This is a genomic window from Geodermatophilus sp. SYSU D00703, assembly GCF_054050155.1.
The window spans coordinates 24,770-38,014 of sequence record NZ_JBJGYU010000043.1 but is presented as its reverse complement, the minus strand read 5'-3'; the positions used below and the strand labels follow the sequence as shown (position 1 = coordinate 38,014).

Sequence of the window (13,245 nt, the reverse complement as noted above, 5' to 3'; positions counted from 1 at the left end):
ACAGCGTTACGGCGGCCATGGCGAGAGGGAAACGCCCGGATCCATTCCGAACCCGGAAGCTAAGCCTCTCAGCGCCGATGGTACTGCCCCGGCGACGGGGTGGGAGAGTAGGACGCCGCCGGACAACACCTCCCGACAGGGGCCCCAGCAACCGCCGGGGCCCCTGTCGCATTTCCCGTTCCGCCGTGTCGACAGGCCGAGCCGTGTGGCACGAGCGGTCGACGTGGCCGAGGAGCACGTGCGTCGGCCCCTCCGTCACGTGACGAAGGGGCCGACGATCCGGGGAGGTCGGACGGACCGTGAGGTCACGGCACGACCCGTCGGAGGCCGGCGAAGGATGCCGCGGCGACGACGGCCGCTATGGCCGCGGGGATACCGAGGGTGAGGGTCAGGGCCGACCGGTCGGTCAGCCAGATCCAGACATCGCCCCACGCGCTCAGGCCGGTCGCGAGGACGGCGAGGCCGCCGATGACGACGACGCTCAGGAGAACGAGCGCCCACAGCCCGTTGGGCCCCCAGCGCTTGAACACCACGCCGATCGCGATGCCCACGAAGACGAGCGCGAGCATCGGGCCGCCGGAGTAGAGCACCTGCAGGACGAAGTCGTCCGCCAGCAGCGGCGTGGGCACCCAGAAGTTGAGGTCCACGCCCCAGCCGCCGGTTGCCTGCCCGATCTCGTTGAGGACCGCCAGGGCGACGCCGTAGCCGAGAGCCGACACGAGGCCGACCAGAGCCGTGCCGAGCCAGTAGGCGCGCCGGCTGAGGCTGATGCCCATCGCGAAGGGCAGCATCTGCGTGAGCGCCTGCACGAACACGACGCACACGGTGATGTAGAGCGCCGAGACCCCGCCGGTGAAGTTGTTGGGGTCGTGCTCGGCGACGTCGGCCAGCGCCCAGATCGCCCAGTTGATGACGAAGCTGATCGTCCCGACCATCCACGGCACCCCGAAGACGACCAGGGGGTGCACCAGGTGCAGGCGGGCGGCGGACAGGACTCGGTTCACCGGGAGGCCTCCTCGAGGTCGGACGGGACGGCCGCGCGGTCCTGGGCCGGCTGCAGACTCATGGCCACGACCAGTTGCTGGAGGTTGGTGGCCTCCCAGGACAGACCGGCCGCGGCGGCGTCGTCGGCGTCCGTACCGGGCCGCAGCCGGACGACGGCCCGGCTGTGCCCGCCGATGGACTCGACGTGCAGGACCTCGTGCCCGGCGGCGAAGGCGTCCACCTCGGCGCGCGTCCCCGTGACCGTGAGTGCGGTGCCGCGCAGCGACTCGGCGTCGGCGTCCAGCAGCACCCGGCCGCGGTCGATGAGCAGGACCCGCTCGAGCAGGCTGGCGATCTCCTCGATGAGGTGCGTCGACAGGACGACGGTGCGCGGGTGCTCGGCGTAGTCGGCCAGCAGGCGGTCGTAGAACAGCTGCCGGGCGACGGCGTCCAGGCCCAGGCAGGGCTCGTCGAACAGCGTGACCGGTGCCCGCGAGGCCAGGCCGATGACGATGCCCACCGCGGAGTTCATGCCGCGGGAGAGCTTCTTGACTGGCCGCTTCGGCGGGAGGTCGAAGTCGCGCACGAGGGCGGCCGCCAGGTCGCCGTCCCACCCCGGGAAGAGCATCGCGGCCGAGGCGAGCGCGTCCCGGACCCGGAAGTGGTCGGGGTAGCGCTGGCCCTCCTTGATGAAGCAGATCCGGCTCAGCACGGCGTCGTTCTCGTACGGGTCACCCCCGAGGACCCGCACCTGCCCGCTGGTCGGCCGGCGGTGCCCGGTGAGCAGCTGCATGAGGGTGGTCTTGCCGGCGCCGTTGCGGCCCAGCAGGCCGGTGATGCTGTCGGCCTCGATCGTGGTGCTGACGCTGTCGAGGGCGGTGTGCTCCCGGAAGCGCATGGTCGCGTCGGTGACGGTGGCCGCCGCGCTCACCGGGCCTCCTCCCAGCGGTCGATCATCGCGCTGAGCTCCCGGGTGGAGATGCCGAGCTTGTGCGCCTCGGCCATCAGCGGGCGGACGTACTGGTCGGCGAACTCGCTGCGCCGCCGCTTCAGCAGCTGCTCGCGTGCGCCCGGGGCGACGAACATCCCGACTCCTCGTCTCTTGTAGAGGACCCCGTTGGCCACCAGCTGGTTCAGGCCCTTGGCGGCGGTGGCGGGGTTGATGCGGTGGAAGGCGGCCAGCTCGTTCGAGGAGGGCGCCTGGCTCTCCTCGGGGAGGGAGCCGTCGACGACGGCGTTCTCGATCTGCGCGGCGACCTGGCGGAAGATCGGGCCGCCGTCCTCGTTCACACCGGGTCCCGGAGGGAGCCCCCGAGGCGCCTTGGTTCATTACTCATGTAATGGACCATAGAAGTGGCGCGCCGCCGTGCGCAAGCCCACTACGGTGAGCCGGGTGGACGCCGACGTGATCAGGCCCTTCGCGGTGGACGTCTCCGTCGAGGCGGTGGCGGACCTCCGGCGGCGGCTGCGCAACACCCGCTGGAGCGACTCGGTGACGGTCGACGACTGGTCGCAGGGCGTGCCGCTGGCCTACCTGCGCGACGTGTGTGCGTACTGGGCCGCCGGCTACGACTGGTGGGCCCGGCAGGAGCGGTTCAACGCCGTCCCCCAGTTCGTCACCGAGGTCGACGGCCTGCCCGTCCACTTCCTGCACGTCCGCTCCCCGCACCAGGGCGCGCTGCCGCTGGTGCTGACCCACGGCTGGCCCGGGTCGGTCGCCGAGTTCCTCGACGTCCTCGGGCCGCTCACCGACCCCGAGGACCCCCGGGACGCCTTCGACGTCGTCGTCCCCTCGCTGCCCGGGTTCGGGTGGAGCGGCAAGCCGACGTCCCCCGGGTGGGGCCTGGGCCGCACGGCCGACGCCTGGGCTGAGGTGATGTCCCGGCTCGGGTACGCGCGGTTCGGCGCCCAGGGCGGGGACATCGGGTCGTTCGTCTCGGCCAACCTGGCCGCGCGGCACCCCGACCGGGTCGCCGGGATCCACCTGAACATGGTGGTCACCGGCCCGCCGGAGGGGCGCACGGAGTTCACCGAGCGGGAGCAGCGGGCGCTGGACCGGGAGCGGCGCTTCCGGGCCGAGGGCGCCGCCTACAACCAGCAGCAGCGCACCCGGCCGCAGACCCTCGGCTACGGGCTGACCGACTCGCCGGTGGGCCAGTGCGCCTGGATCCTGGAGAAGTTCGCCGCCTGGGCCGACTGTGCCGGTGACCCGGTCGCCACCCTGGGCGCCGACCGGGTCCTCGACCACGTCTCGACCTACTGGTTCACGGCCTCGGCGACGTCGTCGGCGCGCATGTACTGGGAGATGGCCCAGGCGCCGGGCGAGCGTACGCCGCAGGTGTCGGTGCCCACCGGCGTCTCGCTCTTCCCGCACGAGATCTTCCAGCCGCCCCGGGAGTGGGTGCAGCGGCAGTTCCCCGACCTGCGGCTCTGGCACGAGCACGACCGGGGCGGCCACTTCGCCGCGATGGAACAGCCGGGGCCCCTGGTGGACGACGTCCGCGAGTTCTTCCGCCCGCTGCGCGAGGCCGCCGGGGCATGAGCCTGGTCGTCCGCGCGCGCCGGGTCATCACGCCGGAGGGGCAGCGCGCCGCCGCCGTCCACACCGAGGACGGCCGCATCGCCGCGGTCACCGACTTCGCCGACGCGCCGCCCAGCGCGGTCACCCTCGCCGACGACGAGGTGCTCCTCCCAGGGCTGGTCGACAGCCACGTGCACGTCAACGAGCCCGGCCGCACCGAGTGGGAGGGGTTCGCCACCGCCACCCGCGCCGCGGTGGCCGGCGGGGTCACCACGGTCGTCGACATGCCGCTGAACTCGGTCCCGCCCACGGTCAGCGTCGAGGCGTTGCACGTGAAACGGCAGGCCGCGGCGGGTCAGGTCGCCGTCGACGTCGCGTTCTGGGGCGGCGCGGTGCCCGGGAACCTCCACCAGTTGCGGCCGCTGCACGAGGCCGGGGTCGTCGGGTTCAAGTGCTTCCTGCTCGACTCCGGCGTCCCCGAGTTCCCGCCGCTGGACGACGCCGGCCTGCGCGCCGCCCTCACCGAGCTGGCCGGCGTCGACGCGCTGCTCATCGCCCACGCCGAGGACCCCGGGGTGATCGCCGCGGCGCCGGAGCCGCGGGGGTCGAGCTACGCGGCGTTCCTGGCCTCGCGGCCGGAGGCGGCCGAGGAGTCGGCGATCACCGGGCTGGTGGCGGCGGCCCGGGACACCGGCGCGCGCGTGCACGTCGTCCACCTGGCCGACGCCGACGCGCTGCCGGTGCTGCGCCGCGCGCGGGCCGACGGCGTCCGGGTCACCGTGGAGACCTGCCCGCACTACCTGACCTTCGCCGCCGAGGAGGTCCCCGACGGGGACACCGCCTACAAGTGCTGCCCGCCGATCCGGGGGACCCGGCACCGCGAGGCGCTGTGGGCCGGGCTCGCCGACGGCGAGGTCGACCTGGTGGTGAGCGACCACTCGCCGTGCACGCCGGACCTCAAGCGGCTCGACGTCGGCGACTTCGGCCTGGCCTGGGGCGGCATCGCCTCGCTCCAGGTGGCGCTGCCGGCGGTGTGGACGGGAGCGCGGGCGCGCGGGATCGCGCTGACCGAGGTGGTGCGCTGGATGTCCACGGCTCCGGCGCGGCTGGCCGGGTTGCCGGGCAAGGGCGCGATCGCGGCCGGGCGGGACGCCGACCTGGTGGCGTTCGCGCCGGACGAGCGGTGGACCGTGGAGGAGCTGGCGCACCGCAATCCGGTCACCCCGTACGCGGGGCGGGAGCTGGTGGGGCGGGTGCGGCGGACCTGGCTGGGCGGGGAGGTCGCCGACGGCAGCCCCCGCGGACGGCTGCTCGGCCGCGGGGACTGCTGACGACTGCCGGGACGCCGACGGCTCCGTGCCGCCGTGCCAGAGTGACCCGCGCGCCGCCCCATTCCCGAGGAGCCCGATGAGCGACCCCACCTGCCTGACCGACCTCGCCGCCCGCGCCCTCGGTGGCGCGGTCGTGGCCGCCAACGACGAGTTCTTCGCGGCCAAGGAGAACCTGGTGCTCCCGCACCCGCCGGTGGCCCGGACCGAGTTCGGGCACCGCGGCAAGGAGTACGACGGCTGGGAGACCCGCCGGCGTCGCGCGCCCGGCGCCGACTGGGCGATCGTCCGGCTGGGCGCACCCGGGATCGTGGCCGCGGTCGTCGTCGACACCACGCACTTCACCGGCAACCACCCGGCGCGGGCCTCGGTGGAGGTCGCCGCCGTGGAGGGGCACCCGACGGTCGCCGAGCTGGGCCGGGCCGACTGGCAGCCGCTGCTGCCGCCGTCGGAGCTCGCCGGGGACACGGCCAACGTCTTCCCGGTGGACTCGACGCGGCGGGTCACCCACGTGCGGCTGATCATCCACCCGGACGGCGGTGTGGCGCGGCTGCGGGTGCACGGCACCGTCGTCCCCGACCCGCGGCTGGTCGACGCCGGCCCGTTCGACCTGGCCGCGCAGGAGTGGGGCGGCCAGGTGACGGGGGTGAGCGACGAGTTCTACGGCCGGCCGGCGCAGCTGCTCGCGCCCGGCCCGGCCCGCAGCATGGGGGAGGGCTGGGAGACCCGCCGGCGGCGCGACGACGGCCACGACTGGGTGGAGGTCGCGCTGGCCTGCGCGGGCGTGGTCACGCTCGCCGAGCTGGACACCACCTGGTTCGTGGGCAACGCCCCGGGGTCGGCGTCGCTGACCGGCACGGGCCCGGACGGCGAGGTCGTCGTCCTGCCGCGGACGCGGTTGCTGCCCGACACCCGGCACCGGTTCGTCCTCGACGGCGGCCCGGCGGTCGACCGGGTCCGGCTGGACGTCTTCCCGGACGGCGGCATGGCCCGGCTGCGGCTGTGGGGCCGGCCGACCGCCGCCGGGCGGGCCGCCCTGGGCCGCCGCTGGTTCGAGGCGCTGCCCGACGTCCAGGCGCTGGAGGCGCTGCAGGCGGCCGGCGTGCCGGCTGCGGAGGCGGGCCGCCTGGTGGGTGCCCGCCCGCTGCCTCCCGACCTGCCGCCGGCCGTCCGGCCGCTGCTGGACGGGCCGCCGTGACCGGTGTGCCGGAGGTCGTGGGGCCCTTCGCCATGTGACGGACCGCTGCTCCGGGGGCGGGCGCGACCGGCCCGTCCCCGGAGCGCTCCCGATAGGGTGCGGCTCCCCGCTGCGACCTCTCCCCAGGAGCTGCCGTGTCCCGTCCCGGCCCCCTCGCCCTGCTCGTGCCCGCCGCGGCGCTGGTCCTGACCGGCTGCGGCTCGTCGATCGAGCAGGACGAGCTCGAGTCGCAGGTGGCCGCCGCGCTCGAGGCCGAGACCGGGGTGAGCCCGGAGGTCAGCTGCCCCGGCGACCTCGACGCCGAGGTGGACGCCTCCACCGAGTGCACCGCCACCGAGCCGGAGACCGGCCGCGAGTTCACCTACCGGATCACGGTCACCGCGGTGGAGGACGGGCGCGCCTCGTTCGACATCCGGTCGGTCGGCTGACGCCGTCCGCCGCCCCGGGGCAGGATGCGGCCGTGCACCCTGCCGACCCGCCCGGGCACCCCGCCGACCTGCTCGTGCACCCCGCCGACCTGCTCGTGCACGACGCCGAGCTGATCGCCACCGTCGACGGCACCCGCCGCGAGATCGCCGGGGGCTGGGTGGCGGTCACCGGCGGGGTGGTGACCGGCGTCGGGGATCCGGGCGACCCGCCACCGGCGGCCACGCGGCGCATCGACGCCCGCGGCTGCCTGGTCACCCCCGGCCTGGTCAACACCCACCACCACCTGTACCAGAACCTCACCCGCGCCTACGCCCCCGCGCTGACCGGCGGCCTGTTCGAGTGGCTGGTGACCCTCTACCCGCTGTGGGCGCGGCTGGACGAGGAGGCGGCCTACGTCAGCGCCTACGTGGGCCTCACCGAGCTCGCGCTGTCGGGCTGCACCACGTCCACCGACCACCTCTACGTCCACCCCGCCGGCGGCGGTGACCTGGTCTCCGCAGAGGTCGCGGCCGCCCGGGACCTGGGGATCCGGTTCTCGCCCACGCGGGGCTCGATGTCGCTGTCGGTCAAGGACGGCGGCCTGCCCCCGGACTCCGTCGTGCAGGACGACGACGAGGTCCTGGCCGACTCCGAGCGCCTGGTGCGGCTGCACCACGACCGCTCACCGCAGGCGATGACGCAGATCGCGCTGGCGCCCTGCTCGCCGTTCAGCGTCTCGCCGTCGCTGATGAGCCGGACCGCCGAGCTGGCCGAGGCCCTCGACGTGCGGCTGCACACCCACCTCTGCGAGACGCAGGACGAGGACGACTTCTGCCTGGCCACCTTCGGCCGACGCCCGGTCGACCACCTCGCCGACGTCGGCTGGCTCTCCGATCGGGTGTGGCTCGCGCACGTGGTGTGGCCCGACGCCGGCGAGGTCGCGCGCCTGGGCGCCGCGCGGGTGGGGGCGGCGCACTGCCCGTCGTCCAACATGATCCTGGGCAGCGGGCTGGCGCCGGTGGCCGAGCTGCGGTCCGCCGGTGCCCCGGTCGGCCTCGGCGTGGACGGCTCGGCGTCCGCGGACGCCGCGTCGCTGTGGCTCGAGGCCCGGACGGCGATGCTGCAGGGCAAGCTGCGGCACGGCGCGGGGTCCTTCTCGGCGCGGGACGCGCTGGAGCTGGCGACCCGCGGCGGCGCGGCCTGCCTGGGCCGGGCGGGGGAGATCGGGCAGCTGTCGGTCGGCGCGTGCGGCGACCTGGTGGTGTGGCCGCTGGAGGGCGTCGCGTTCGCCGGCGCGCTGTCGGACCCGGTGGAGGCCTGGCTGCGCTGCGGCCCGGTCGCGGCACGGCACACCGTCGTCGCGGGGCGGCTGGTCGTGGAGGACGGCGTCCCGGTGCACCCCGCGCTCGACGAGCAGCTCGCCGTCCACACGCGGGTGTCCGCCCGCCTGCAGGCCACCGACTAGGACCTCACAGGGCGGAGGCGAGCGCGTCGAGGTCCTCCACGGTGGCGTCCAGGTGCGGGGAGACGCGCAGCACCGGCCCGGTCATCTCGCCCGGGGCCCGCTCGGGCTCGATCGCCGTCGTCACGATCCCGTGCTCGGTCAGCAGCCGGGCGCGGGTGGTGACGACGTCGACGCCGTCCGGCGGCCGCAGCGTGGTGGTCGCGGTGGGCTCGTCCAGCGGCTCGACGACCCGCCAGCCGGCCACCCCCTCCAGGACCTCGCGGGAGGCCCGCCCCAGCGCGGCCAGCCGCTCCCGGACCCGCGCCGGCCCCGCTGCGACGTGCTCGCCCACCGCCAGCACCAGCCCGACCCGCCCGGCCACGTGCGCCTCGCCGGACTCGAAGGCCCGCAGCGGCGGCAGGTCGGCCGGCGCGGGCAGCACCGGGACGAGTTCCGCGGTGACGGCCGGCCGCGCGCACAGCAGCCCCACCCCCCGCGGCCCGGCCAGCCACTTGCGGGAGGTCCCGTAGACGACGTCGGCGCCCACGTCGGTGTCGACGTGGCCCAGCGACTGGGCGGCGTCCAGCACGAGCGGCACGCCGGCCGAGCGGCAGAGTGCGGCCACCTCGGCGGCCGGCTGGACGAGTCCGCGGTGGCTGCCGATGTGGGTCAGGTGGACCACCCGCGGCGGGTCGCCGGCCAGCAGGCGGGCCACGCCGTCGAGGTCGACCCGCCCGAGGTCGTCGACCGGCAGCGGCTCGAGCACGAGCCCCGCGGCGCGCAGCTGGGCGGCGTTGGGCGCGTACTCGCCGGGCAGGCAGGCCACCCGGGACCCCGCGGGCAGCCGCCAGCCGGTGAGCAGGGTGATCAGCGCGGCCTGCGCGGACTCGACGAAGACGACGTCGGCCGCGGCCATGCCCACCAGGCCGCCGATCACCGAGCGCCCCTGCTGCAGCAGGTCCTCGGCGGTCGCCTCGGCCACGTAGCCGCCGAGCTCGGCCTCGTGCCGGGCGTGGTGGGCGGCGGCCTCCAGCACGCGGTGGCTCTGCCGGCTGCAGGCGGCGCTGTCCAGGTGCCGCCCGGCCGGGCGGGGGCGGGCGGAGCGCCAGGAGGAGCCGAGCTCCCCGTGGACGAGGGCGGGGTGGAGCTCGGTCACGGTCCCACGCTAGGCGAGCCGGGGGACCGGCCCGGTCAGCGGTCGAACGTGCCGCGGGCGACCGAGACGCCGGAGTGCGCGGGATCGCCGTCCAGCGGCTCCACCGAGACGTCGACGATCGGGTACTCGCCGAGGTCGATGCCGGGCGGCAGTTCCAGAGTCACCTCGCTCCCGCCCTGCACGACCCCGAGCGACACGAGCTGCTCGACCTCCGGGTCGAGCAGCCAGACCTCGTAGTACTCGTCCTCCAGCTCGGCGGCGGTGAGGTCGACGTCGAGCACCAGGCTGCCGTCGCTGCGCTCCAGCACGCGGGCCTCCCCCGACGCCCCGCTGTCGTCCAGCGGTTCCAGGGCGGCCGCAGTGACGGTGAGGCCCTCACCGCCGCGGGTTCCGAGCACCACGGCCCCGGCGCCGATGCCGGCCCCGACGACGAGCGCCGCGGCGGCCGCCAGCAGCACGCGCGAGCGCCTGCGGGGCAGCGGGACGACCGGTGCCGACGGCTCGGCGACCGGTGCCGGCGGCTCGGGAGCCGGGGGCGGGGCGGCGGTCGGCGCGGGCTCCGCCGGAGCGGCAGCCGACTCCATGCGGGGGGCGACGGCGACCCCGGTCGCCGCGGCGATCGCCGCCCAGACGGCCGGCGGCGGGGGGACGGGCGCCCCGGGAGCGGCCAGCTCCGGGACGGCGAGCGCGTCCACGCCGCGCTGCAGCGAGGCCACCTCGGCGCGGCACTCGGCACAGGACTCCAGGTGCGCGGCGTCGGCCTCGGGCAGCGGCTCGCGGAGCGCGGCCAGGGCGAGCTGTTCAGGCGTGCAGTGCGGCACCGTCCACCTCCAACCGGGTGCGCAGGCGCTCGAGGGTGCGCCGGATGTGGCTCTTGACGGTGCCCAGCGGCAGCCCGGTGCGGGCCGCGATCTGCGCGTGGGTGAGGTCCTCGAAGAAGGCGAGCTCGATGATCCCGCGCTGCGGCTGACCGATCTGGTCGAGCTCGTCGAGCAGGAGCACGCGGTCGGCGACGGTGGTGTCGACCAGCGGGCCGCCGGGGTCCGGCGCGGCCTGCGCCTGCGCCATGGCCGCCTCGGTGGTGCGGCGCTGCCGGTCCCGCCGCGCCCAGGTGTCGGCGATCTTGTGCCGGCACACGCCGACCAGCCAGGCCGGCAGCGGACCCTGGTCGGGGCGGTACCCGGCGCGGCCGGTCCACGCGGAGACGAAGGTCTGCTGGGTGACGTCCTCGGCGTCGGGACCCGGACCGAAGGCGCGCACCGCCATGCCGTGGATCTGCCCGGCGAAGCGCTCGTAGGCCCAGGCGAGGGCCTGCTCGTCGCCGGCGGCGAACCGGCGACCGACCTCGGCGTCGTCCGGCTCCGGGGTCGCCCCCTGCGGCCCGGCGTCCGTGGTCACGCGCCCGACCCTAGGCCCTCCGCAGCCGGCCCGTTGGCCTCGCTGCAGGGACCCGGCGCGAGCCTGCGAGTGACGGGGGGCAGCGAGGTCCTTCACCACGGGAGGGGCTCCGCGACGACCACCACGTTCTCCCGGTAGCTGCCGAGCTCCGCCAGGAACGGGCCGCCGCAGGTGACCAGGACCAGGCGGGGCGGCCCGGTGCGGCCGAACACCCGGTCCAGCGGCAGGGCACGCTTCTCGATCCGCTCCCGGGACACAACCCGCCACCGGGTGACCGTGCCCGCCGCGTCGGTCACCCGGACCTCGTCGCCGGCCTCGGCCTCCCGCAGCGGCGCCAGCGCCCCCAGCCCCTGCTCGCGGTCGTCGACGTGACCGGCGAGGACGGCGGCGCCGTCGGTGCCGGGCACCGGTCCGAAGCGGTACCAGCCGACCCGGTCGACGTCGTCGGGCAGCTGCATCTGGCCGTCGTCCCGCACCCCCACCGGGTCGACGGCGGTGTCCACGCCGAGGGCGGGCACGGCCAGCCGGGCCGGCTCCGGGGGCCGGGCCGCTGGCGTGGGGGCCACGTCCCGGGTCGCCACGGGAGCGGCCGGGACCGCCGGTGCCGTCGCCGAGGAGGCCGGCGACGGCACCGACGGGGTCGGTGCGGGGAGGGCCTGCTCGACCGGCGCCCCGGTCGCCGCCGGCTCCCGGGTGAGCGCCCAGGTGGCCGGGGCGCCGACCGCGAGCGCCAGGCCCAGGACGGCGACGGCCGCGGCGGTGCGCACGACCGGTCTCCCTCCCCGGTCGACGGTCAGGCCCGGGAGGCCACCAGCCGGCGGCCGGCGACTCCGGCGGCGACCAGACCGGCCAGCGACAGCGCCGTCACCGGCACCGGCAGGCCGCCGTCGTCGTCGTCGGCCAGGCCGGCCGAGCCGCCGGGGACGCCGGACGGTGCGGAGTGCGACCCCGAGATGGTCTGGACGGCGAGGGAGAAGCCGGCCTCCTGCGATCCCCAGGCGTAGACGATGGTGGTCGCGCCCTCGGCCAGGTCGAGGTCGGCCGGGCCGATCGCCACGGTGTCGGTGCCGGCGAGGACGACGTCGGCGCTCACGGTGCCGGCGGGGACGGTCAGGGCCGCCTCGTTCGGGTTGGTCAGGCCGGGAGCCACGACGCTGCCGCCGGCCCGGACGTCGACCGCCGGCGCCGCAGCGGTGTGCCGGACGACCACGCGGGCCTGGCCGGCCGGGACGGCGGAGGTGTCGTTGACGAACGGCGTGAGCGTCGGCGCGCCGTCCGCGGACAGGTGGGCCACCACCGTCGCGTTCGCCCCTGCCGGGACGGCGACGCCGTCGGCGGACAGCAGCGGGTCCCCGGACGCGTCGGGCGCGTCCGCGGGGTAGAGGGCCAGGTCGTAGGTGCCGGCCGGGACCTGGAGCGGGTCGGTGAGGGTGCCCGGCTGGAAGTCGTCGATCAGTCGCTCGCCGTTGGCGTAGACGTCGACCGGGGTGCCGGGAACGGCGTGCAGGACCGACACGGTGGCGGTGTCGGCGGCCAGCGCGGGAGCGGCGCCGAGGGCGAGCAGGGCGCCGGTGGCTCCGCCGACGGCGATGGCGAGGGAGGTGCGGCTGCTGGGCACGGACGGGGTCCTTCCGGGAGGGGGAGGTGCCTGTCACCCCGTCCTTCCGCCGCCCCTCCCGGCGTGGATGCACGGCATCGAGCCCAGCAGCCCGGCCGTCGCGAACCGGTGTCGCCCCGAGCCAGGTGTGTCCTCCCGCAGGCTCGTGCTCTGCCTCCCTGAGTGGGCAGAGCACGAGCGTGCGGAGACCAGGTGTCCGGGCGCCCCGCCCGGTCAGCCCGGGACGGACAGGGAGAGCGCGAAGTCGCCGTCCGGGTCGGTCCACCAGTGCGTCATCGCCAGGCCCGCGGCGGCCAGCTCGCGCTCCACTCCGGTGCGGCGGAACTTCGCCGACACCTCCGTGCGCATCTCCTCACCCGCGGCGAACCGGACCTCGAGGTCGAGGGCGGCCACCCGCACCACCTGGTCGACGCGCGACCGCAGCCGCATCTCGATCCACTCGTCCTCGGCGTCCCACACCGCGACGTGCTCGAACGCGGCGGGGTCGAAGTCGGCGCCCAGCTCACGGTCGAGCACCCGCAGCACGTTGCGGTTGAACTCCGCGGTCACACCGGCCGCGTCGTCGTACGCGCGGACCAGCCGGTCGGCGTCCTTGACGAGGTCGGTGCCGAGCAGGAAGGCGTCGCCCGGCCGCAGGGTGCCGGCGAGCTCGGCGAGGAACTCCGCGCGCGGGCCGGGCTCGAGGTTGCCGATCGTCGAGCCGAGGAACGCCACGAGGCGCCGTCCGGACCGGGGCAGCTCGGACAGGTGCCGGGTGAAGTCGCCGACCACCGCCTCGACCGCGACGCCCGGGTACTCCGCCTCCACGGCCGCGCCCGCGGCGCGCAGCACCGACGGGTCGACGTCGCAGGGCACGAACCGCCGCAGCCTGCCGGCCCGGCGCAGCGCGGTGAGCAGCAGCCGGGTCTTCTCCGACGTGCCGCTCCCCAGTTCGACGAGCACGTCGGCGCCGGAGGCCGCGGCGATCTCGTCGGCGCGGGCGGTGAGGATCGCCCGCTCGGCGCGGGTCGGGTAGTACTCCGGCAGGCGGGTGATCTCGTCGAACAGCTCGCTGCCGCGCGCGTCGTAGAACCACCGCGGCGGCAGCGACTTCGGGTTCGCGGTCAACCCCGCCAGCGCATCGGCGCGCAGCGCGGCCGCGGCCTCGTCGGGGGCGAGGTGGTTGGTCAGTGAGAGGGACACGGGTCTCC

At 76.0% G+C, this 13,245-nt stretch carries 14 protein-coding genes and 1 rRNA gene; 6 read left to right on the top strand and 9 right to left on the bottom strand.

Going from position 1 to position 13,245, the window contains the following annotated elements; translation table 11 throughout:
• Positions 1-7: 7 nt before the first annotated feature.
• Positions 8-124: ribosomal RNA gene (gene rrf / locus ACI782_RS23950) — 5S ribosomal RNA — on the top strand.
• 181 nt (positions 125-305) lie between these two features.
• Here the strand turns inward: rrf and ACI782_RS23945 are convergent.
• The 3 genes from ACI782_RS23945 to ACI782_RS23935 are packed head-to-tail and all read right to left on the bottom strand — an operon-like array spanning position 306 to position 2,274.
• Entirely contained in the window at positions 306-1,004 is a 699-nt protein-coding gene (locus ACI782_RS23945; protein ID WP_456912616.1) for a hypothetical protein, read from the bottom strand.
• On the bottom strand, positions 1,001-1,915 hold the full coding sequence (locus ACI782_RS23940) for an ABC transporter ATP-binding protein (RefSeq protein WP_456912615.1): 915 nt from the start codon (positions 1,913-1,915) through the stop codon (positions 1,001-1,003). Before ACI782_RS23940 ends, ACI782_RS23945 begins: the two co-directional genes overlap by 4 nt.
• Positions 1,912-2,274, bottom strand: a complete 363-nt coding sequence (locus ACI782_RS23935) for a GntR family transcriptional regulator (protein ID WP_456912614.1) — start codon at positions 2,272-2,274, stop codon at positions 1,912-1,914. The genes ACI782_RS23940 and ACI782_RS23935 overlap by 4 nt, the downstream gene beginning before the upstream one ends.
• A gap of 103 nt (positions 2,275-2,377) precedes the next feature.
• On the opposite strand from ACI782_RS23935, the gene ACI782_RS23930 reads away from it, so the two are divergent.
• The 5 genes from ACI782_RS23930 to ACI782_RS23910 all read left to right on the top strand — a co-directional run bounded on the left by ACI782_RS23930 (position 2,378) and on the right by ACI782_RS23910 (position 7,904).
• Positions 2,378-3,526 (top strand): epoxide hydrolase family protein, encoded by a 1,149-nt coding sequence (locus ACI782_RS23930; protein ID WP_456912613.1) that lies wholly within the window; start codon positions 2,378-2,380, stop codon positions 3,524-3,526.
• Complete coding sequence (gene allB, locus ACI782_RS23925; RefSeq protein WP_456912612.1) at positions 3,523-4,836, top strand: allantoinase AllB; 1,314 nt, start codon at positions 3,523-3,525, stop codon at positions 4,834-4,836. The genes ACI782_RS23930 and allB overlap by 4 nt, the downstream gene beginning before the upstream one ends.
• Positions 4,837-4,912: 76 nt before the next feature.
• A complete protein-coding gene (alc, locus tag ACI782_RS23920; protein ID WP_456912611.1) occupies positions 4,913-6,031 on the top strand; it encodes an allantoicase in 1,119 nt (372 codons plus the stop codon).
• 134 nt (positions 6,032-6,165) lie between these two features.
• Positions 6,166-6,459, top strand: coding sequence for a DUF4333 domain-containing protein (locus ACI782_RS23915; protein ID WP_456912610.1), 294 nt, complete (start codon positions 6,166-6,168; stop codon positions 6,457-6,459).
• Between the two features lie 32 nt (positions 6,460-6,491).
• Positions 6,492-7,904 (top strand): 8-oxoguanine deaminase, encoded by a 1,413-nt coding sequence (locus ACI782_RS23910; RefSeq protein WP_456912609.1) that lies wholly within the window; start codon positions 6,492-6,494, stop codon positions 7,902-7,904.
• A gap of 4 nt (positions 7,905-7,908) precedes the next feature.
• Here ACI782_RS23910 and egtE read toward each other — a convergent pair whose 3' ends face one another.
• From egtE to egtD, 6 genes are all read right to left on the bottom strand, one after another.
• A complete protein-coding gene (gene egtE, locus ACI782_RS23905) occupies positions 7,909-9,039 on the bottom strand; it encodes an ergothioneine biosynthesis PLP-dependent enzyme EgtE (protein ID WP_456912608.1) in 1,131 nt (376 codons plus the stop codon).
• Between the two features lie 35 nt (positions 9,040-9,074).
• On the bottom strand, positions 9,075-9,860 hold the full coding sequence (locus ACI782_RS23900) for an anti-sigma factor (RefSeq protein WP_456912607.1): 786 nt from the start codon (positions 9,858-9,860) through the stop codon (positions 9,075-9,077).
• Positions 9,841-10,437 (bottom strand): RNA polymerase sigma factor, encoded by a 597-nt coding sequence (locus ACI782_RS23895; RefSeq protein WP_456912606.1) that lies wholly within the window; start codon positions 10,435-10,437, stop codon positions 9,841-9,843. Before ACI782_RS23895 ends, ACI782_RS23900 begins: the two co-directional genes overlap by 20 nt.
• A 92-nt stretch (positions 10,438-10,529) precedes the next feature.
• Positions 10,530-11,204 (bottom strand): class F sortase, encoded by a 675-nt coding sequence (locus tag ACI782_RS23890; RefSeq protein WP_456912605.1) that lies wholly within the window; start codon positions 11,202-11,204, stop codon positions 10,530-10,532.
• Positions 11,205-11,230: 26 nt separating this feature from the next.
• On the bottom strand, positions 11,231-12,055 hold the full coding sequence (locus ACI782_RS23885; protein ID WP_456912604.1) for a DUF4397 domain-containing protein: 825 nt from the start codon (positions 12,053-12,055) through the stop codon (positions 11,231-11,233).
• 213 nt (positions 12,056-12,268) lie between these two features.
• A complete protein-coding gene (gene egtD / locus ACI782_RS23880; RefSeq protein ID WP_456912603.1) occupies positions 12,269-13,237 on the bottom strand; it encodes an L-histidine N(alpha)-methyltransferase in 969 nt (322 codons plus the stop codon).
• Positions 13,238-13,245: the final 8 nt, after the last annotated feature.